Annotated in this window: 10 protein-coding genes and 1 tRNA gene; 8 read left to right on the top strand and 3 right to left on the bottom strand. The window is 45.7% G+C overall.

Annotated features, from left to right (window positions below; translation table 11 throughout):
- Positions 1-130: 130 nt before the first annotated feature.
- Positions 131-1,174 (bottom strand): AI-2E family transporter, encoded by a 1,044-nt coding sequence (locus QUB04_RS13375; RefSeq protein WP_333284886.1) that lies wholly within the window; start codon positions 1,172-1,174, stop codon positions 131-133.
- 980 nt (positions 1,175-2,154) lie between these two features.
- Here QUB04_RS13375 and gshA point away from each other — a divergent pair.
- The 7 genes from gshA (at position 2,155) to QUB04_RS13340 (ending at position 12,920) form a co-directional block, all read left to right on the top strand.
- The gene (gshA, locus tag QUB04_RS13370; RefSeq protein ID WP_333284884.1) at positions 2,155-3,306 is read left to right on the top strand and encodes a glutamate--cysteine ligase; all 1,152 of its coding nucleotides are present in this window, start codon (positions 2,155-2,157) and stop codon (positions 3,304-3,306) included.
- A 240-nt stretch (positions 3,307-3,546) separates the two neighbouring features.
- Positions 3,547-4,008 (top strand): tRNA (cytidine(34)-2'-O)-methyltransferase, encoded by a 462-nt coding sequence (locus tag QUB04_RS13365; protein ID WP_333143020.1) that lies wholly within the window; start codon positions 3,547-3,549, stop codon positions 4,006-4,008.
- Positions 4,009-4,589: 581 nt separating this feature from the next.
- Positions 4,590-7,064 carry a peptidoglycan DD-metalloendopeptidase family protein gene (locus tag QUB04_RS13360; RefSeq protein ID WP_333284882.1) on the top strand — a complete coding sequence of 825 codons (2,475 nt, stop codon included), beginning with the start codon at positions 4,590-4,592 and terminating at the stop codon, positions 7,062-7,064.
- Between the two features lie 138 nt (positions 7,065-7,202).
- Positions 7,203-7,275 (top strand) — tRNA-Met (locus tag QUB04_RS13355).
- Positions 7,276-7,401: 126 nt separating this feature from the next.
- Positions 7,402-8,001, top strand: a complete 600-nt coding sequence (locus tag QUB04_RS13350) for a peroxiredoxin (RefSeq protein ID WP_333284880.1) — start codon at positions 7,402-7,404, stop codon at positions 7,999-8,001.
- A gap of 112 nt (positions 8,002-8,113) precedes the next feature.
- Positions 8,114-8,656, top strand: coding sequence for a redoxin domain-containing protein (locus QUB04_RS13345; RefSeq protein ID WP_333284878.1), 543 nt, complete (start codon positions 8,114-8,116; stop codon positions 8,654-8,656).
- Positions 8,657-8,870: 214 nt separating this feature from the next.
- Complete coding sequence (locus tag QUB04_RS13340; RefSeq protein ID WP_333284876.1) at positions 8,871-12,920, top strand: hypothetical protein; 4,050 nt, start codon at positions 8,871-8,873, stop codon at positions 12,918-12,920.
- Between the two features lie 107 nt (positions 12,921-13,027).
- Here QUB04_RS13340 and QUB04_RS13335 read toward each other — a convergent pair whose 3' ends face one another.
- Entirely contained in the window at positions 13,028-15,496 is a 2,469-nt protein-coding gene (locus QUB04_RS13335; RefSeq protein WP_333284874.1) for an ATP-dependent Clp protease ATP-binding subunit, read from the bottom strand.
- Positions 15,497-15,938: 442 nt separating this feature from the next.
- Between QUB04_RS13335 and QUB04_RS13330 the strand changes: the two genes are divergently transcribed.
- Positions 15,939-21,278 (top strand): AAA family ATPase, encoded by a 5,340-nt coding sequence (locus tag QUB04_RS13330; RefSeq protein WP_333284871.1) that lies wholly within the window; start codon positions 15,939-15,941, stop codon positions 21,276-21,278.
- A 1-nt stretch (position 21,279) separates the two neighbouring features.
- Here the strand turns inward: QUB04_RS13330 and QUB04_RS13325 are convergent, their stop codons facing one another.
- Positions 21,280-21,846, bottom strand: a complete 567-nt coding sequence (locus QUB04_RS13325; protein ID WP_333284869.1) for a hypothetical protein — start codon at positions 21,844-21,846, stop codon at positions 21,280-21,282.
- Positions 21,847-21,962 lie beyond the last annotated feature (116 nt).

The raw sequence follows: 21,962 nt of genomic DNA, 5'->3' as shown, positions 1-21,962 counted from the left end.
TTGCTTTTTTCTGTTTACTTTTAGTTTCGCGTTGGACACAGGAGAGTTTTTGAAGCATGGGACTTGTAGTCGGCCAGTTAAAATCGGATTTTGCAGCCGGATTTGATATAAAATAGGATGGCTGGATCAATTAAACTTCCCCTTGCATTTCTTCAATTTCAAACCAGCTAACTATCACTCCCGCTAACGGAATAGCAAGAAATATGCCTAAAAGTCCTGCTGATCTTGCTCCGACTAACAGTGCAAAAAATACCACTACCGGATTCAGGTTAAGGGAATTTTGCATGAGTCTCGGATGAATAAAGTTGTCTTGAATTTGCTGCAAAACAATGCAAGCTGCGAAGACTTTTAAAGCTAGCCACACATTTTGAGACAATACAATAAAACAAACTAAGCTAATTCCCAGCGTCGCTCCGATTCCCGGAACTAAATCAAACAATCCGATAATAAATGCTAAAATTAAAGGAAATCTCACATCTAACAGCAGGAAAATTACAAAGCTTGCTGTTGTCAAAAATAACATTAACAGAATTTGTGCCTGAAAAAATCCTAAAAAGTTTTTCTCTATTGTTAAACTTAAACGTCTGTGCAGGTGTCGAGGTATAAATTTTAGAACCAACAGCCACAGCCTCTCTCCATCAAGTAACATGAAAGAAGCCACTACCATAATTAATATTAAATTCAATAAATTGGTTAAAAATACTTGTAAAAAAGCAATACTCGATACAACTCCAGCTAAAGCTTGATTTCGCAGTTGTTCCTCAATAACTCGCAGGTTAACTTGCAGGTTTCTCGCCCGCAGGAATGCTTCGATCCGCTCGGACAGAGGCGCCAGAGCATTCACAAATTCAGTCATGCTGTCTATTAATTGCTGTCCTTGAGATAAAAGAGTGACGCCTACGGTGACGGTGAGACCGCCAAAAACTAAAATGGTGAGCAGGACAACGAAGGCGACAGCTAAACTTCGCGGTAAAAATCTTTGGAGAGTTCGCACCGGATAGTTGAGCAAAAAAGCCACGAGTGCAGCAATCGTGAAAACCGCGACTGCTGTTTCAAAGTAAGCTAAAAGTTGCAGTCCAGCCCAACCGGAAGCAAATAAAAGCAAAAACCGGACTAAGGCTAAATTGCTTAGCATATTCCAAAAATTGGGAGGGGTTTTTTCTTGCTCTTTCACAGGGATTTTTAGGGGTTAATAATAGCTCAAAAATATTGCAGAGCCCTCTTTTAGAATGGCACCCAAGATATATCTGTGGCTATCCCCCTCAAGGCAGAAAACAGATGTCGAAGGAAGAAGGAAGTTCGGCAACGGATTGTGTAACGGATTTAACGGATAGAAGGAAGTTCGGCAACGGATTGTGTAACGGATAGAAGAAAGAAGGTAGAAGGAAGAGGGATCTCTTCGGCGAAGCCTATCGGGTAAAAATAAGGAGGAAGCCACAGGGGAGAAGGATGAAGGCAGCAAGCAGTGCTTTATCACTGCTGTTTGGGGCAGGGGTGGGTTCTCTTCACCATAAGTTCGATCGCCCCCAATACCGAATCAAACACAAGCGCGATCGAACAAACAGCCTTTCTGACTCTAAAACCGCCTCGGAAACTCTTTGCCAGGGGAGTATTTGTCCTGGCAGGCCCCCAACTAGGAAACAAAAGCTCAAACAAAGCTGGCGCCGAAAAACCCGGTTTCCGTGCCAGTGGCGAAAAATTTCAACTCTGCTCCGTGGAAGATAGTTTGACATACTCACCGACGTGAAGGTACGGTGATTCTTAAGCCTCGCGACTTAAGTTTCTGCTTCTTGGCAACTGCCTCCACCCTCAAAGAGTTTTGGTCTTATGTTCGCTCCACAGACTAACCCCGCAAGCCCTGCGGTTTTTACGTGTCGAATACCAAACGGAATTCTTCGTAGGTTTGATTCTAGGGTTAGACTTCCATTGCCCTATCCTCTTGAACCGGTCTACCGATTTTGCTTCGCCGCCAGCACCTCGGGCTGAACTTCGCTCGTATAGGCTGTTTGATCCATCGTCTCGGGTGGGTCGTTGACCAATTACATTCTAATATAAATCCGTCCTAAAAGGACGGGGTTTCTACCCAAATTTGTGATGAACAGGTCAATTTTTGGGATACTAGAAACTAGCACTCAACTTAGCTGAGGAATAAACGTGCTGCTATCAAAAGGCTTTGAAGTAGAAATGTATACCGGCACTCCCGAAGGTGAGGTTGTCGGTCTCTCCGATCGCATAGTTGCCGATCTAGAGGGATTTGTGCGGGAGCCTGATAGCCGCAATGTGGAGTACACGACCGCCCCGCTGTGCAGCTACGATCGCCTGCTGTGCGCCTTAGTCAAGCCGCGAGTCCGGCTGCGCGAGTATCTCAAACAATTGGGCGACTATACCTTGCTGCCGGGAAGTACCTTGTCTCTCGGAGGGAGCGATCGATTTTACAGATCCGATCCCAACAACCCCTACCACACCTACATCGAGCAAACCTACGGCACAAAAGTCGTCACCGCCAGCATTCACATCAACATCGGCATCTCCCAACCAGAAATGCTGATGCGCGCCATCCGCCTCGCCCGCGTCGAAGCACCGCTATACCTTGCCTTGAGCGCATCTTCCCCCTTCCTCGACGGCGAAGTCACGGGCTATCATTCCACTCGGTGGGGTTTGTTTCCCAAAACTCCCGCCATCGTCCCCCTGTTTGAAAGTCACAAGCATTACATTCAGTGGACTGAAGAACAGCTAGAACTCGGTACTATGCAAAATGTCCGCCATTTGTGGTCTGCAGTGCGACCAAATGGCGATCGCCGCCCCTACTGTCTCAACCGCCTCGAACTGAGAATTTGCGATCTCGAGGTCAATCCTCTGGCTTTGTTAGCCATCACTGCCTTACTAGAAGCTCGCATTTGGCAGATGATGGAAGACCCCAGCTTAGACCCCTTAGAACTCAGCACCTTACCGGAGGCCACCCGCAACCAAGACTTAGTTGCTCTCACAGACGCCAACGAAATTGCTGCATCCCGGCAAAGTTTGGATGCCGAACTTACCCACTGGCAAGACGGCAGAACTATTCTGGCACGAGATTGGATTGAGGAAATTTACCGCGAAGTGTGGCCTATAGCCAAAAAACGCGGCTTTAGTTGCTTTCTATCGCCACTGAAAAAGATTCTCCGGGAAGGCAACACGGCCCAGCAGTGGTTGAAGCTACAGGAGGGCGGTTCGGACACCCGCAGTATTATTCTGCAAGGGATTCAGGGGATGGCTCACCAAGAATGGGAGCTAGAAGACAACTTGTGCGCCCAGTTAGTTGCCTGAAGTATCGGCCGTTATTATAACGGGGGCTTTCACTAGCCCCCTGGCTATGCGTACTCAGCCAATAATACAAATAGCCGGAACCTCCTCCGAAAAAGTTGCAGAGGGACGCCCAAAAACAAATCAGAATATTTAATCAATGGAGCTCGACAAAGGTTATAAATAAAAGCTATAAGGTATATATACCTTGGGGTAGTTTTATAAATTTCCCAATAGCTGTATTTTAGGCTTTTAATTAGCTTCATGCCCCAACTTGTCTTGATTCACCCGCAAATCCCCCCGAATACTGGCAATATCGCCCGCACTTGCGCTGCCACAGGCACGGAACTGCATTTAGTCGGCCCGCTGGGGTTTGAAATTAGCGATCGCTACCTGAAACGGGCAGGCTTAGATTACTGGCCCTACGTCAATCTCCACTGCCACGAAGACTTAGCGGCTTTTCTGGCTTGTCGGCAGCAGCGCGGGGGACGAGCGATCGGATTCAGCACTGGCGGGCGATGCAATTACGCGCAATTCCAATTTCAGCCCAGCGACTGGCTGATGTTTGGCTCGGAAACTGTAGGCATTCCCCAATTCGTCTTGGATGCCTGCGACGCCACAGTTTTTATTCCGATGAGCCAGCCTGGAGTCAGGAGTTTGAACCTCTCCGTCAGCGCCGCTGTGGGTTTATTTGAGGCTAAACGACAGTTGGGCGAGCTGGGATAAATCATTATCAACACATAAATATATAGAGATTTAATAGCTGCCGGAGGCGGCCAAATCTCCATTTAAATATAAGAAATTTGTATCAAAGGGGTGAAAATCTAGATAGCCGACATTAATATATTTTATTCATTCAAAAACAGATTGTTATCAGCAACACCAAATGACTACAAGAGGATTCAGCAACAAAAATAAATAATTTTAGCGATTTAGGGCGTCAGCGAGCACCAGCTTAGGTCTGAACACTATATCTAGTAAATATACGGTTGTAGCCTGTCCGGAAATTAGCCTAAAGTCGGATAATAGGTAAGAGTTCAGAGCCTTACGGGAATGAAGATTTTATGTATTCGTTCCAGCTCTTGCGGTGTAAGGCTTTTGGGGTTAATTGCAGCAGGTTTGACCGAGAATTTTAAAATTTCTGACGGTTTGAGCTTGTCTAAATTAAAAAAGCAAGGTAATCTGGCCTAAGCATGATAGCTGTCAACAATCAGAATATTTTTGCTTGTTGATTTAAATTCAGCGTCATGCGATCCCCTTGAGTGTTTCCAAGGACAGTTAGCGCTTCTCAGTAGGAGGTCGTTTTTTTGAAACGAACATATCCCCAAATTAAGCCTGTTCAGGCTAGTGAAATCGACAGAGACGGTTCTGCGGAACCATCCAAACAGACAACGCTCAGCACAGGCAGAGTTCGCTCTCTCGCCACGATCGGGCTGGCAATATCGGTAGGTGCTTCTGGCATCCTGTTACCGAGAAATGGAGACAGCGCTCGCGCGTCTGAACTCGCACCGACATCGGAATCCACCGCTGAAGTACAGCCAGTATCGGCCAACGGGCCCGCTACGTCCGCACAAGTTGACGGTTCCAGGGCCGAACAGCCCGGATCACCTTCTGAGCCGGCGACGGTTAAGGTGCAGGAGGGGCAAAGCCTTTGGGAGCTTTCTCGGGATTATCAAGTTGAACCGTTGGTACTAGCAACGGCCAACGACATCAAACCCGATACCATACTCCAAGTTGGCCAACAGCTCAGAATTCCGACTGCGACGGAAGCCACACCACAACAGAACGCCGGCTATAGCACATCGGCTTCGCTAGATCGCGCAGCGACGGTCAATCCCGAACAAGAGTTAAATCTGACTGGCTCCGAGCCATTTGATAGTGCAGCAATGACAGCGCTGCCATCAACCGCAGCGACCCCGCGGGTCACGATGGTACCGGAACAAAGTTCGATCGATATCCCGAATGCAGACGGGGCGATCGACAGTTTGAAAAAACAGGAAAACCGCACCACAGAATCGGGTCGAACGATGTTCGGGTCGGAGGGGGGAGCAAATTTATCTACACCTGCGGCATTTTTGCCGGAGTCAGCACCGACGCTGACCTCCCCCGGATATGCAACTGGGACAACTATTCCTGACCTCGATGCCACACCTGTACTTCCCAATTCCGGGGGAGGTCAAGCAGCATCGCCCGATCGAGCATTCGAGTCAATTGAACAGTCTTTGGCAACACCCAGTTTGCCCTCGGCTGTGCTAGTCCCCCCTGCAGGAAGTACCGCCGGGCCGGCTGAGGTTCTCTACAGCGTGCGTCCGGGAGATACGGTAGATGCGATCGCCAAAGGTCACGGCGTATCGCCCAAAGATCTGATCTCCGTCAACAAGCTCGGCAACCCCAACTTGCTGAATGTCAATCAACGGCTCAAAATTCCCCAAGTGGGGTTGAAAAATCCAGGGGTGCAGGCGGCAGCCTCTTATTCTGCCTCCAACTCTACATCTGTCTGGGCGGCGAGTTCGGTTCCCGCATCTTTGAACCCCAGCTCGTCTACCTCGGAAATAGCCGGTGCTGGCGTTGCAGCCCCCGCGCCCAAAGTGCCTGTTGTCTCTCCCCTGGAGAACCTGGAAGGTCTGAACAATATTTCAGCGCCGATGGTTCCCCAAATTAACAGCATTCCGCTGACTCAAGTTTCCCAAACCATTAGCGATCCACGGAAGCTGGATCTTCAAGGCGAACCAACATTTACAGGTGCAGTTGACACCAGTGCCCTGCCCTTGCCAGCCAGTGCAACTGCTACCGCCATCGCTACGGGAGAATACCCGCAGCCGATCAGCTTCGTGGCAAATACTAGCGCCCAGGGTTCAAATGCCGATCCAACTAGCGCTTTACCAGAGTCGAATTCGGAGGCTCTCCCCACCTCAGAAGCTCTCAACCCTTATTCCGAACGCTTGAGGGCAGAAGTTGTCAGGCTGCGAGAGGAATATCGTGCCTCGCGCAATTCGATCGGCGCCAATGCGGTGTCCCTGGCTCCAAATGACGGGCCCTCGGTCAACCCGTCTGAGGATATGCCAAGTGTCAATCCATATCTCTACACCCCCGACTATACTGAGGCGGTGCAGAATGAAATCAGCAGACCGCAATCGAGAGCCTGGTCTGAGCAGGTTCAGAAGCAGCAGCAAGAGCGTTTAGACCCCGCTCGCGCAGCCGAACTGCAACCGATAAATCTGACGCCGACCTCTGCTGGGCAGCAGCCTATGGTAGCAACTGCTCCTTTGGGTTCTGAGGCTTACGACCCCCTAAGCAACCCGTCTTTGGGACGCATGGTTTCTCCAGAACTGCCTCCGCTTTCGAGCCCTGATACTTATCTGCCTAACGGCAAACAACAGTCGGCTAGCCGGTTTATTTGGCCGTCTAAGGGCGTTCTGACTTCTGGCTACGGTTGGCGCTGGGGACGGATGCACAGGGGAATTGATATTGCAGGGCCGATCGGCACGCCAATTGTGGCAGCATCAGACGGGGTGGTTACCTATGCTCAGTGGAACGACGGCGGTTACGGGTATCTGGTGGAAATTACCCATCCTGACGGCACTGAGACTGTCTATGCCCACAACAGCCGAATTTTGGTGCAAAAGGGTCAGAGAGTCGCTCAAGGGGAACAGATTTCAGAAATGGGCAGCACTGGCTTCAGTACCGGGCCGCACTTGCACTTTGAAATTCATCCTGCCGGACAGGGTGCTATCAACCCAATGGCTTTACTGCCCGACGATGCGTCCAGCGCTTCTCGGTAACGACTGGTCGGAAGTTATGGGTTTTGAATGATTACCAAAACTCATAACTTTTACTTGAAGTCATTAGAAATAGTGTTGTTTGAAAACAAGACATAGCTAGCCCTACCGTGCTACGATAGTAAATCGTGAAGTAGATTTGGCTCAGTGGCGCAGTGGTTAGCGCAGGGGACTCATAAGCCCAAGGTCGCAGGTTCAAATCCCGCCTGAGCCATTATTTAATCAAAAAAACTGCGCTCTCAAATTTGAGAGCGTATTTTTTTGATCGATCGAGAAGATACTTGTAGTCGTTATGAGTATGATATATTTGTAACAGTTCGTAAAAAAGGAAACAAAATCTATGACCAGTGAATGCCTCCGGGTTGGTCAAGCTGCACCCGATTTCGCAGCGACAGCCGTAGTGGATCAGGAATTCAAGACAGTGAAACTGTCCGACTATAAAGGCAAAAAGTATGTAGTCCTGTTCTTCTACCCCTTGGACTTCACCTTTGTGTGCCCAACTGAGATTACAGCATTTAGCGATCGCTTCGAGGACTTCAAAAAAATCGATACCGAAATCCTCGGCGTATCCGTGGACAGTGAATTCTCTCACCTCGCTTGGATACAAACAGACCGCAAAGCTGGCGGTGTTGGCGACCTCAACTATCCCTTAGTTGCTGACCTCAAAAAAACAATTAGTTCGGCCTACAACGTCCTAGACCCAGAAGCAGGCATTGCCCTCCGAGGTCTGTTCATCATCGACAAAGAAGGCATCATCCAACACTCTACTATCAACAATCTTGCCTTCGGCCGCAACGTGGACGAAACTCTCCGAACTCTGCAAGCTATCCAACACGTCCAGTCTCACCCCGATGAAGTTTGTCCCGCCGGCTGGCAGCCCGGTGACAAGACCATGACTCCCGATCCTGTCAAGTCTAAGGTATTCTTTGCTGCGGTTTAAGCCGATTATATTTGTAGGGACACGGCGCTGCCGTGTCCGTACCCGCAGAGGCATTTATTTAAGCGGATTTTTAATTACCAATTAGCAATTAGCAATTACCCAATTAGGAAATATGCTGACTTCTACTAATTTTAGCGGCTTGTTAAATGAGCGGTTTTTCCAAAATTTATTGCCTGTTCCGGCGAGTAATGTTCTGAAGCTGGGACAGAGGACGCCAGATTTTGAATTGCCGGATATTAATAATGGCAAATTGGTGCGGCTGTCGAATTATCGGGGCGATAAGCCTGTAATTCTGGCTTTTACGCGGATTTTTACAGAAAAGCAATATTGCCCTTTCTGTTTTCCTCACATTAAAGCTTTGAATGAAAACTGGGAAAAATTTGCCGATCGCAATATAGAATTATTGATGGTTGCCAGTACCGACGATCGCCAAAGCCAAATAGTGGTTAGAGATTTAGGCTTGAAAATGCCTCTGCTTTCTGATCCAGGCTGTCAAGTTTTTCGGGCTTATCAAGTCGGTCAGGCTTTAGGTGCTCCTTTGCCTGCTCAGTTTGTTTTGGATGCTGATGGAAAACTCCTCTTCAAACATTTGTTTTCTTTCATAGACCACAATGCTAGTGTGGACACTTTGTTGAAATATGTCGATCATCGGTAAGGACACCGCTGCTGTGTCCTAATTTGGAGTTTTTCACCGCTGATGCACGCTGGTTTAGGCCCATCAGCGGTATTTTTTCACAGGTTGACACTGGCTGCGACAGATATTTAGTTATAAATACTTATTGTGCCAATTGCGATGGCGGTATTTTGCCATATTCGCTCGACATTAATCTAGGCTATAGCTGGAAGGTACTTAGTACAAGTTTAAGCCAATGTCGTCTCCCAAAGATCGATCGAGCAAAATAGAATTGAGCGTCTTAGCGTCGCATCCTGAGTTGTTGACAGGTTTAGATGCGTGGCTGCGGCTAGGTTTACTTTCGCCCGCTGAGGTTGAGCAATTGTGCCGACAGTATTTAGTCTGCCCACTCAGAGATCCCGCTGTAGATTTTTCTGAAATAGAAAACCTGCGAGATCCTATTGCCGAGCCAAAAGTACCTGCCTTATCAACGCCTCAAACAGTACCTAGCCGCAGAGAAAGCGTTGCTAGGCCCACAGAAACTACTCAAACCCCTAATTTTATCGCTCAAATTTTGCACTCGCTAATGGCAGAAATTAGCGTGGTGTGGCTGTTGTTTTTAGGAGTGTTCATGGTAGTTGTCTCCTCTGGAGTCTTAGCTGCCAGTCAGTGGGAAAGATTTCCTGCCGCCGGACAATATGGAGTTTTGTTAGCTTATACTTTAACCTTTTGGGCGATTAGCAGTTGGGCAAACAGACAGCAGAATTTGCACTTGACTGCTCAAACTTTGCAAGAAGTGACGCTGTTGCTAGTGCCGATCAATTTTTGGGCGATGGATACTTTTGGATTGTGGCGGTATCCTTGGGATTGGGCGGTAGCAATTGCAGCGGCACTTATTTTGACTTGGATAACTGCCCGGATTATCAAATATCAATATCAAAGCTTTTCAGGAAAAAACATCACTCGATCGATCGCCCTAAATCACTTGGGATTGAGTTATTTGCACTGGGGCTGGGCATTGGCAGGCTTTTCCCTTACTGCGGTTTATGTGGGTACAGTGGGAACTGCTGCTACTACAGTTTATCAAGTTCAGCAACAACGATTGCAATCTATCCAACGTGGGGGAAATACTGAAACATTCCCCGCTGCTTTCAGTTTGAGCAGAGATTTTCTGACTTACAAAAAAGCAGCTTTAGTAGCTTATTCGTTAGGAATTTTACTGGGTCGAGCGATATTTGTCAAGGATGTAAATCTCGCTGAAATGGGTTTAGCTTTGGCGATTTGTGGCGTACTTTTAGCATGGCTGGATTGGCAGCACCCCCTCACATCTGGGACTATTGAAAACAATATATCCGACCAGCCAAATCCCAGCAACTTTTTTAAATGGCAATTAGCGGGAATGGGTTTGTTGGGTTTGGGCTACCTGGTTTGTTTTCGCGACATTCCGCTACAGGCGATCGCAGTTAGCGGATTGGCTGTTTGGTTTTTTTATAACCGTTTAGTGCGGTTTTGGCAAGAGTTTGATTTGCTAATGCTGGAGGCGGTGGGACTTCAGAGTATTTGGCTGTTTTGGCGAGTGCTTCCTTTAGGGATTAAAACACAAGTTGCCGCATTTTTAACTCAGCTTACAAACTCTCAGGAAACTCCTTGGGCTTTTTGGGGTGTTCTGCTGTTGCCTTATTTAATTTTAATGGTAAGTGCAGCGCAGTGGCTCTACCGCAAGCGAAAGTTTCAACTTGCCAGTTTTGGCGAAAACCTTGCTCTCGGTTTGGGGAGTGCTTTAACTGTTATTAGTTTTGTCAATCCGTTTTGGCGATCGCTCAATTTATTAGTCTCTACTTTAATTTTAGGTTGGATCACTTGGAAATACGTAATTCCCGATAATTCCCGGCGAGTTTCGAGGCAGGCTTCTGCGGCTGAACAACCGGGAAATCCGGCAATTTTGGTTCCCCTAACTCACATTATGGGTTTAGGCGCGATCGCTTCGGCAATTGACTTATTTTTCCCAAACCTGACACCCAATATTTGGTCTGCAATATTATTAATATTCATGGCGAGTGAATGGGTATTTTTTGTCTGGATGAAAGCGGCAAATTCCCAAGAAAACTCTGCCTTTTTACGCTGGCATCCTGCATGCTTCCAAAGTTCCTGGTATCTGGGCTTAGTATTAGCAGGATTTAGCTTTATCTTGTTGCAAAATTATGTGATTGCGGGTACTGCCACTTATCGCCCTCAGTGGAGGTTGCTCTGGCTGGCGACTCCTTTGGCTTTGACTACTGTTGCTAAATATACTGAGGTTCCTCACAAAAAAGTTGCCAGTACCTTTAGTACGATCGCCCTAATATTCGCACAAGTTCTAATTTTTATTTTTCCGGGATATCGGTTAATTGGTTTGGGTTTTGCGGCCGGATTAATGTTGGTCAATACTTACTATTTAGTCGAGATACCAGCGGCTGCGATTGGAGTGGGGTTTGGCTTGAGTTTCGTAGCTGCGGCGATCGATCAATTAGGTTTTGTGTCGGGTTGGGATTGGGGAATTGCCGGGGCGATCGCTCTTTTGTGTCTGTGGTTGGTTCGCAGCATGATTGTTCGTTTTTCCAGCCGTTTACCTGAGCCTTCTCAATTAGCTGAAATTTACGATCGAGCTTTAGATGGGTGGGCCATCTTACTCGCCGGCTTACTGTTAACAACTATTACTTTTTATTCCTATGAACTCTACGCAGCCAGTAGCTTGACTTTCCCGCCCTCTACTGAAGTTTTGGCTGCTATTTTGGTGATAATGGCTGCGATAATTTTCCGAAGTTTACGCCAACTTTCCCCTCTGGCAATTTATGCTTTGGCTTGGAGTTTGGAGTTATTGACAGCAGTGGGTTTGAGTTTTGTCGATCGCACGACGATTAATTTGGCAGTGGCTAATATTGCTCTCGGATTGTTTACTCAATTGTTGGGGGATTGGTGGCGGCGCCGCCACCGCGATCGAACAATTTTACCTAGCATTCATTTTATACCTTTGGTTTACGGCGTATTGGGTTTAACTTTCCGATCGCACAGTTTTGCGAATTGGACTGGTTTAACTGTGTTGGGTGCGTCTTTAATTGCGATCGGCATTGGTAGGCGGGAACCAGAATTCAAACCTTTGGTTTATTTGGGATTAATTGGCGTTTCCGTTGCTGCTTACGAATCGCTACTCTATAGACTTTTTCAAGCACCAGGAGGAGCTTTTGGAGATGGCTTAATTGTCCTGGCAACTCTCGGCACAACTTTAACATATATCTATCGCATTTTATCTCCTTGGCTCAGCAATTATTTACATTTAACTAATGCAGAGTTAAAAATATTTGCTCACCTGCACTGGGTTTTGAGCAGTTTGCTGCTGATTTCAGCTTCTGCCCATGATATTAAGTCCGGCTTAAGTTTAGGATTAGTCACTGGTGCTTTATTAGTTCAATATGCTTTCTTGCAAGGGCGAAATAATCTCGATCGCCAATGGGCAGAAATTTGGATTTACTTGGGCTGGCTAGAAGCCTTTGGCATCCGGCTTTATTGGATCAATACGCCTTTAGTTAAGTATATTTCCGGGCCGCTGGGGCCTTGGAAAGTTGCCCTCGCTGCTCTATTAGCTTATTTCATTTACATTTTGCCTTGGGACAACTGGGGTTGGTCAAAAAAACCTTGGCAGGTAATTGCTTCGCTGATTCCAATAGTTGCTATTTTGGAAAGTCCGGCTAAGTTTTATCCGATTAGCTTGCTGATAGCTGCTACCTTCTATTTTTTCCTGGCTTGGGAAAGGGAGGAAGTCCGTTTTACCTATGTGAGTGTGGCGATAATTGACTGGATAATGCTGCGGTGGTTCTGGCAAATAGGATTGACTCAGCCAGAGTTTTATGTTACTCCTTTAGGACTTTCTTTACTTTACATTACTCAGTTCGATCGCACTCTCAAATTACCAGCAGAAAAACCGCTGCGCCACACTCTGCGAATGCTCGCCACTGCGCTGATTTGCGGGATGCCTCTTTTGACTCAGCAAAACCACGGTTTAGTTGCGGGGGCTTTTAGTTTGGTGGCTATTGCAGCGGGTTTGGGGCTGCGAGTTCGGGCGTTTTTGTTTGTGGGAACGGCTGTATTTTTAATCAATGTTTTCTATCAGTTGGTGGTTCTGATATTCGATTATCCGCTGATTAAATGGGCGATTGGTTTGGCTTTTGGGATTGTGTTTATCTGGATTGCTGCTACTTTTGAAACTCGGCGCGATCGCATTTCTGCTTTTGTGCAGCATTGGATTGGGCAATTGCAATCCTGGGATTAGATTCATCGATAAGTTGCTTTTTTTAACTGGTATTTTTTAATTAAAAACCCGGTTTCTCTGAGAAACCGGGTTTTTAATCAACAGTATTTATCCGTTTGTAGAGCGTATTAATGGCTCAATGCGAATTCGGGCAATTTCGGCTCCGATGAACCATCGGGCACTACCTTAACCTGACCGTTTTCATCCACATCAACGATCGCCTTTTGGCCGTCTTTCAGCTTCCCAGACAGCATTTCCTCAGCCAGTACATCTTCCAACAACCGCATGATTGCGCGGCGCAAAGGTCGAGCACCGTAGCTGGGATTGTAGCCTTCTGTAACTAACAAGTCCTTGAACCGGTCTGTCACCGACAAAGTAATACCCTGTTCGGTTAAGCGGCTGAAGACTTGCTGCAACATAATGTCCGCAATCTGCTTGACTTCTTCCCTGTTCAACTGGCGGAAGACTATAATCTCATCCAAGCGGTTGATAAATTCGGGACGGAAAAACTGTTTCAGTTCTTCGTTTACCAAGCTGCGAACGCGGTTGTACTGAACGTCTGTGGCACTGTCAGCAAACTCGAAACCGAGACCGCCGCCGCCTTTTTCAATTACTCGCGAACCGATGTTTGATGTCATGATCAGCAGTGTATTCTTAAAGTCTACTGTCCGACCTTTAGCATCAGTTAAGCGGCCGTCTTCCAAGATTTGCAGCATCATGTTGAAGACATCTGGGTGAGCTTTTTCGATTTCGTCGAACAAGATGACTGTGTAAGGACGGCGCCGGACTGCTTCTGTTAGTTGGCCGCCTTCGTCGTAGCCGACGTAACCCGGAGGCGAACCGATGAGTTTAGAAACCGTGTGGCGTTCCATGAATTCGGACATATCTAACCGAATCATGGCTTCTTCGGAACCGAAGAAATATGTTGCTAGGGCTTTTGTAAGTTCCGTTTTGCCGACGCCTGTGGGGCCGGAAAAGATGAAACTGGCGATCGGGCGATTGGGATTTTTCAAGCCTACCCGCGCGCGGCGGATAGCCCTAGAAACTGCGCTGACAGCTTCTTCTTGACCGATCAAGCGCTGGTGCAAAGTATCTTCCATGTGCAGCAGCAATTCCGATTCGGATTCTGTCAGCTTGCTGACTGGTACTCCCGTCCAATTAGCCACGATGTGGGCGATGTCTTCTTCGGTGACAATGGGAGAAGTTTTGACTTGGCTTTTGTTGATCGTAGCTTCGGCGATTTCGGCTTCAATTTCTAATTCGCGATCGCGCAATTTTCCAGCTTTGTCGAAGTCTTGCTCGCGCACTGCTGTATCTTTTTCTTTTGTTACTGCAGGCAGTTGCTTTTTGAGTTCTTTAACTTCGGGCGGGGTTTGTGAATTCATCACGCGGACGCGGGAACCTGCTTCGTCAATTAAGTCGATCGCCTTGTCTGGCAAAAACCGATCGTTAATGTATCTGTCTGACAGTGTTGCTGCTGCTTCTAAAGCTGCGTCGGAAATTGTCAGTCTGTGATGCTGTTCGTAAGCCGATCGCAAGCCGTACAATATTTCTATTGTTTCAGCCACACTCGGTTCACCGACTTTGATCGGTTGGAAGCGCCGTTCTAAGGCAGCGTCGCGCTCGATGTGCTTACGATATTCGTCCAAGGTAGTGGCGCCGACACACTGCAATTCGCCTCTGGCAAGGGCTGGTTTGAGCATATTGGAGGCGTCCATGCTGCCTTGAATTGCGCCTGCACCGACTAAGGTGTGAATTTCATCGATGACCAGAATGATGTTGCCTGCTGCACGAATTTCGGCCATGATTTTCGTCAGCCGTTCTTCAAATTCGCCTCGGAACTTTGTACCAGCAATCAGCGAACCCATATCGAGGCTGATTACTTGTTTGTCTTCTAAAATTTCCGGGACGTTTCTGTTAACAATTCGCTGGGCTAGGCCTTCGGCGAGGGCTGTTTTGCCGACTCCCGGTTCGCCTACTAACACTGGATTGTTCTTCGTGCGGCGGCCGAGCACTTGGATCACGCGCTCGATTTCATTTTCGCGGCCCACGACGGGATCGAGTTTGCCGGCTGCGGCTAACTTGGTCAGGTTTGTGCCAAATTCTTCTAAAGTCGGGATTTTGCGATCGCCGCTATCTCCTCTGCCTCCGGGTACCGCCGCGACTTCTCCCACGGCACGAATTACCTGCGTGCGGACTCTCTGGCGATCGATCCCCAAGTTTTGCAGCACCTTCGCCGCCACCCCTTCATCGTCCTGAATCAGCCCTAGCAGGATGTGCTCGGTGCCGATGTAATTGTGGCCTAACTGCCGCGCTTCGTTCAGCGCCGTCTCAAAAATGCGCTTGACGCGGGGCGTAAAAGGAATTTCCGGCGGGAGGAACCCGGAACCTCTACCGATGATATTTTCGATTTCATTGCGCGCCTCTTTCAAGTTGAGGCCCATATCCAGTAATACTTTTGCAGCGATGCCAGTGCCTTCGCCGACGAGTCCCAGGAGGATTTGCTCGGTGCCTACAAAATTGTGACCGAGGCGTCGCGCTTCCTCTTGGGCTAGCATGATTGCTTTAATGGCTTGTTCTGTAAAGCGTTCAAACATATTTTTTCTATCCTACTGTCTTGGCGAGGGCTGTATCGCTGCTGGTGAGGAGCGATTTGGAACACTACACAAATTATAGATGTAAATTTTTGTGTATTTCCTTCTCTAACAATGTATCTTGCTAAAGGGGTAGGGACAGTGCGGAGAGCCGAATAGTAGGGGTGTGGTTGCCGTCCGCTGTCGATCGGATATTAATTGAGAATAATAGTAGCAAAATGGCTTGATTCCATGAATACTATCATTTTATCTCTAAATAGATTCTTGTCCGAGTAAATAAAGCTTGATTTTTGTTGGCCTAAGTACATGGTTGAATTAAGCATATAACAGTTGCCATGTCAAGACTTTTGACGGTTGAGGGTGGTAGTGCCGTCAGCCAACAGCCAACAGTCAACAGCGAATAGCGACTAGAATCAGATATATTTTCAACTCTCTGCAGAACTCCATGCAATTTCTCTCGCAATACCAAATCCACTCCACTCTCCACGAAGGTATCGAAACAATTATTTATCGAGGAAAAATCCCCACCCACCAGGATACAACCGTACTCAAAATCCTGAAAGCTGAATATCCCACCCTCGATGCAATTACCCGGATCAAGCACGAGTATCGCATTCGCCAACATTTAGACCATCCGGGCCTAGTTAAAGTCCTTAGCCTAGAAACCTTTGACAACCGTCTCGGCTTGCTTTTAGAAGACTTTAATGGCGAATCTCTCGATCGCCTCATGTCCAGAAAAAAGCTCGAAGTCATCACCTGTTTGAGGTTTGGCATCCAACTCATAAAAGCCTTAGAATATCTGCACCTTCAAAAAATTATTCACAAAGATATTAAGCCTAGCAATATCATCATCAACAGCGAAACAGGAATTATTAAACTGACAGATTTCGGGATTGCTTCACGATTAACCAAAGAAAATCCCCAAATAAATAATATTAACTCTATAATCGGTACTTTTGCTTATATGTCTCCCGAACAAACCGGGAGAATGAACCGCACCCTCGACTACCGCACCGACTTTTATTCTCTCGGTATTACCTTATATGAAATGCTGACAGGTCAATTACCATTTATGAGTAACGACCCGTTAGAAATAGTTTACAGTCACATCGCTTCTCAAGCAATTTTACCGGGGCAAATTAATTCCGACATTCCACCAGCAATTTCACAAATTGTGATGAAATTAATGGCTAAAAATGCCGAAAATAGATATCAAACAGCCGGCGGATTGTTAGCCGATTTAGAAATTTGTTTACATCAGTTAGAAACTACAGGCAAGATAGTCGATTTTACGCCCGGAAACTTAGATATATTGAGTCAGTTGTTGATTCCTCAAAAATTGTACGGGCGGGAAACACAAGTAAGCGAACTATTGGCAGCATTTGAACGTGTAGCTAATCCTTGCGAAGAAAATTATTCCCCTTCCCAAATTGAAGTGATTCTAGTTTCTGGTTATGCAGGTATAGGGAAATCGGCCGTAGTTAGCGAAATTCAAAAACCCATCACCAGACAGCGGGGTTATTTTATTTCAGGTAAATTTGACCAATTCCAGCGGAATATACCTTACGCATCTTTAATTCAAGCTTTTCAATCTTTGATCCAGCAGTTACTTACGGAAAATATCAAAAAATTACAAGATTGGCAAGATAAACTTTTAGCCGCACTAGGCGATGCCGGACAAGTAATTATTGACGTGATTCCCGAACTAGAATTGGTAATTGGCAAACAGCCTGCGGTTGCGGAACTTGCCCCCACAGAAGCACAAAACCGCTTTAACAGGCTATTCAAAGAATTTATCCACGTATTCGCGCGAAAAGAGCATCCTTTAGTCATATTTATCGATGACTTGCAGTGGTCAGATTCAGCAACCTTGAAATTAATGGAGTTGCTGGCGACTGACCCAGATAGCAAATATTTACTATTAATTGGAGCCTATCGAGACCATGAAGTTAGCTCTACACATCCTTTAATGCAAACAGTAGAGTACCTTCAAGAAACGGGGATTATTCTCAAGAATTTAGTGCTGGAACCTCTTTCTTTGGCCCAGGTGACTGAGTTGATTTCTGAGACATTGAATGACTCAGAAAGAATTCAACCTTTAGCGGAGTTAATTGGGAATAAGAGTGGTGGGAATCCTTTTTTCTTGACGCAATTGCTCAACACTCTTTATCAAGAAAAACTTTTGAGATTTGACTTTACCCGGCTGCTGTCTCCCGGAATAAAAGGGCAGTGGCAGTGGAACATTGAGGAGATTCAGGCTATTGGCATCATAGATAAGAGTGTAGTTGAACTGGTAGCCAGTCGGATTCAACAATTGCCAGAGACTACCCAACAAGTGTTGAAATTGGCCGCTTGTGTTGGGGACAAATTCACTTTAGATGTTCTCTCTACTGTCAACGAAAAATCTCCATCAGTCACTGCAACTGAACTCTGGGATGCTTTGCAAGCGGGGTTAATACTTCCATTGAATGAGAGTTACCTCATTCCTTTATTTTTAGATGGAGAAGCAGCAGCTAATTTAACTTTCGATTCTTCGCGAGTCAGCTATAAATTTTTGCACGATCGCGTCCAGCAAGCTGCATATTCGCTGATTCCTGATGACGAAAAGAAAGCCACTCATCTTAGCATCGGTAAATTGCTGTTTGAAAATACGCCACCCGATAAAGTAGAAGAGAAAATTTTTGATATTATCAACCAGTTGAATGTAGGAATTGATTGTCTCAGCCTGCAATCAGAAAAAGATGAGTTAGCAGGATTAAATTTAATTGCTGGGCATAAGGCAAAAGCAGCTAACGCTTATGAACCCGCTGTTAAGTATTTGAATGTGGGAATTTCCTTATTAGCACCGGATAGCTGGGATTGCAACTATAGCATGACGCTGCGGCTGTATGTAGAGACACTGGAAGCGGAATATTTAAACACCAACTTTGAGCAAGCAGAAGTTTTGGCAGAAGTGGTTTTGCGATCGGCTAAAAACCAGCTTGACATAGTAAAAGTGTATCAGCTAAAAATCATATTTTATCAGGCTCAAAGCCAGATGCTAAAAGCTGTTGAAACAGGTCTAGAAGTGCTGGAAATGCTGGGAGTAAACCTATTAGATAACAAAACCATTGCAGTGCCAAAATTGCCGCGAATTGAGGAATTAGAAAACCTGCCAGTTATGACAGATCCTTATCAACTGGCAACTATGGAAATCCTGACAGCCCTCTATCCTCCTGCTTATATTGCCAAACCAGAAATTGTTTCCTCCCTCGTCTTGACTATGGTCAATCTTTGTATCGATCGCGGTCATTCAGCATTAGCTACTTTTCCCTATACTCTTTATGGAATGATGCTGTGCGGCATCGAAGGCGACATCGAAGCTGGCTACTACGCTGGGCTAATCGCTTTAAAGCTGTTAGAACAATTTAATGCTAGCCAACAGAAAGCTAAGGTTTATGTAATGTTTAATGGTCATATAAGAATCTGGAAAGAGTCTACTAAGAATACACTTGCTTCCTTTCTCCAAGGAATGAACTTTGGTGTGGAAAGTGGTGATTTAGAATGGGCTATTTATAATTGTAAGCACTATATTACCAATTTATTTTTGGTTGGAGAACCGCTAGAGTCTGTCAAAGAAAAACAAGCCATATATCTGGAATTTTTGATAAAAAATAAACACGAATTTGCCATAGGTTATGCTAAGATTTGGCAATTACTTGCTTCCAGCTTAAGAAGCCAAACAGCAGAGGAAGTACGGTTAGTTAGCGACAGGTTGGATGAACCTGCTGTGATGTCGCGTTGGCAGAAAGAAAATAATCGAATGTCGCTGTTTGCAGCTTATGTTGCTAAATTGATGCTGCTTTATTTACTTAAAGATTATGCTGGGGCTGTTGCTAGCGGTAAATTAGCGGCAGAATACGCAGATGGGGCGATCGGCTTAATCACTGTTGGGGTACACAATTTCTACTATTCGCTGGCCCTCCTCGCTCACTATCCTGACAGTGACAATCAAGAAGCATACCTAGCTATTGTTAACTCTAATCAGCAAATTATGAAAAAGTGGGCATACCATGCACCCATGAATTATCAGCACAAGTACGACTTAGTTGAAGCTGAGAAATCTCGAATATTCAGCGATAAACTTGCAGCAATGGATTATTATGACTTAGCTATTAAAGGAGCGGCTGCTAACGGTTACATCCAAGAAGAAGCATTAGCTTATGAATTAGCGGGAGAGTTTTATCAATCTTTGGATAAAGAGATAATTGCTCGAACTTATGTGACAAAAGCTTATTATGCCTACATCCGCTGGGGAGCTATAGCAAAAGTTAAATACTTAGAATCCCGTTATCATTATTTAGTTGAGCGTCATCAAGAAGCAATATCTAAAAATGTTGTCACGACTGCCACAACTACTATCAACAATAGTTTGGTGCTGGATTTCCCAACTGTTGTCAAAGCATCTCAAGCTGTTTCGAGCGAAATTATCCTCAGCCGCTTGCTAGAGAAACTCGTACAGCTTGTGAAGGAAAACGCAGGCGCTCAAAAAGTATTATTTCTTGCCAAGACAGGTAATCAATTCTTCATAGAAGCTGGACTTACAGGTGAGTTTAATGATGTAACTCTGTTGCAATCTCTGCCGATTGCCGAATCTGAGATTCTGCCCATTTCCTTAATTAACTATGTAGAAAGAACCAGAAAATACTTGGTTTTAGACGATGCTACCCGATCCGATCAATTTCAATATGACCCGTATATTGCGAGCAATCAACCCCTATCTATTCTGGTATTGCCAATTATCCATCAAGGCAACCTGACGGGAATGTTTTATTTAGAAAATAATTTAACCAAAGGTGCTTTTACTAGCGACAGGCTTGAAATTTTGGGAATCCTGTCTGCACAAGCAGCTATTTCTCTAGAAAATGCCCGTTTTTATACTATTCTGGAAACGCGAGTAGCGCAAAGAACTGAGAAATTGCATACTGCATTGGAAGAACTTCGCCACACTCAATTGCAGCTAATTCAAAGTGAAAAAATGTCCAGTTTAGGGCAAGTGGTCGGGGGAATTGCTCACGAAATTAATAACCCGATTAACTTTATTTATGGAAATTTATATTACACCAAGGAATACGCTGAAAACTTACTACATTTACTACGTTTATACCAAAATCATTACCCAAATCCCGTGCAAGAAATAGTCAATGAAACAGAGCAAATAGATTTAGATTTTTTGATGACTGATTTCACTAAAATGATAGAGTCAATGAGAGTTGGCGCTGCGAGAGTTCGCGATATTGTGCTGTCGCTGCGAAACTTTTCTCGTCTAGATGAATCAGATAGAAAATGGGTTAATCTCCACGAAGGTATCGACAGCACCTTGATGATTTTGGATCGCAAATTAATTGATATTCAAGTGCTCAAGGAGTACGGCAATTTGCCTTTAGTGAACTGCTATCCGGGAGAAATTAATCAGGTATTTATGAATGTACTGACTAATGCTATTGATGCTTTGTCTCGCGAAAAAAGAGGGAAAGAATTTGACTCGACAATTCAGATTTGCACTGAAGTCGCCGAAGGAAATCAAGTAGCGATTCGCATTGTAGATAATGGTGTTGGGATGAGTTCGGAGGTATTGGGTAAAATATTTGACCCGTTTTTTACTACTAAAGAGGTAGGTAAGGGGACTGGTTTGGGATTGTCTATCAGTTATCAAATTGTGGTAGAACAGCATGGAGGAAAGTTAATTTGCAAGTCGGAACCGGGAGAGGGCAGCGAGTTTACTATATTGCTGCCGTATTTATGAATTAAAGCCATCGTGAAAGCAACTGCTCAATTACTTTCACAAAGCCGATCGCAATTTGAATCAACGGCCAACCCACAAAACAAATTAACACCGCCCAGCGAGTTTGAATATCCAAACCTTGGCGAACCGCCACAATTACAGCTAGCAAACTCCAGACAGCTAATATCCGCTCAATTCCTTCTCCCAGCAAGGGAATTAAGGTTAAGAAATTCAGCACTTGGGGCGCGTAAGCAAAGCCGATCGGAACCAGCAACTCCCCATAAGTTACGTGTCCCGGTTTCAGCCACTCCCCGATTTTAAAGATAGTGAAAGTCCAAAAATAATAACCCCCCGCGACTGCCAAACCATCTATCCAAAGTGCTAAAAATAACACTGATAGCTCAGTTCGATTGATTAACAAAATGACAGCGCTGCCCAACACGCGGGACAGCGCAGCTAAAATTACAATTGTTAAAGCTATCCGCTTAGTTCTGCGAGTGTAGGGAGTTTTTTCGTAAAAATTGCCGTTCAATGAAAGTGCGTTCCAAAGCGTTACCCCCAAGCCTGCAATTGAATCTTCTCCCTTCACGTTGAACTCCTGCTCCTCAAGATAGTTGACAACTTTTACAAAATAAGCTCTAATACAGCAGAATCACCGAACTATTTGTACGTAATTAGGTAATTAATTGGCATTCTACCAGATTT

The organism is Microcoleus sp. D2_18a_B4 (assembly GCF_036702475.1).
Lineage (GTDB): Bacteria > Cyanobacteriota > Cyanobacteriia > Cyanobacteriales > Microcoleaceae > Microcoleus.
Note: the sequence above shows the minus strand (reverse complement) of the source record. Positions and strands in the feature narration are given on the sequence as shown.

Coding starts and splice junctions, on each gene's coding strand:
- QUB04_RS13340 (WP_333284876.1), top strand. CDS start 8,871: ATGTCGTCTCCCAAAGATCGATCGAGCAAAATAGAATTGAGCGTCTTA.
- QUB04_RS13350 (WP_333284880.1), top strand. CDS start 7,402: ATGACCAGTGAATGCCTCCGGGTTGGTCAAGCTGCACCCGATTTCGCA.
- QUB04_RS13345 (WP_333284878.1), top strand. CDS start 8,114: ATGCTGACTTCTACTAATTTTAGCGGCTTGTTAAATGAGCGGTTTTTC.
- QUB04_RS13330 (WP_333284871.1), top strand. CDS start 15,939: ATGCAATTTCTCTCGCAATACCAAATCCACTCCACTCTCCACGAAGGT.
- QUB04_RS13365 (WP_333143020.1), top strand. CDS start 3,547: ATGCCCCAACTTGTCTTGATTCACCCGCAAATCCCCCCGAATACTGGC.
- QUB04_RS13335 (WP_333284874.1), bottom strand. CDS start 15,496: ATGTTTGAACGCTTTACAGAACAAGCCATTAAAGCAATCATGCTAGCC.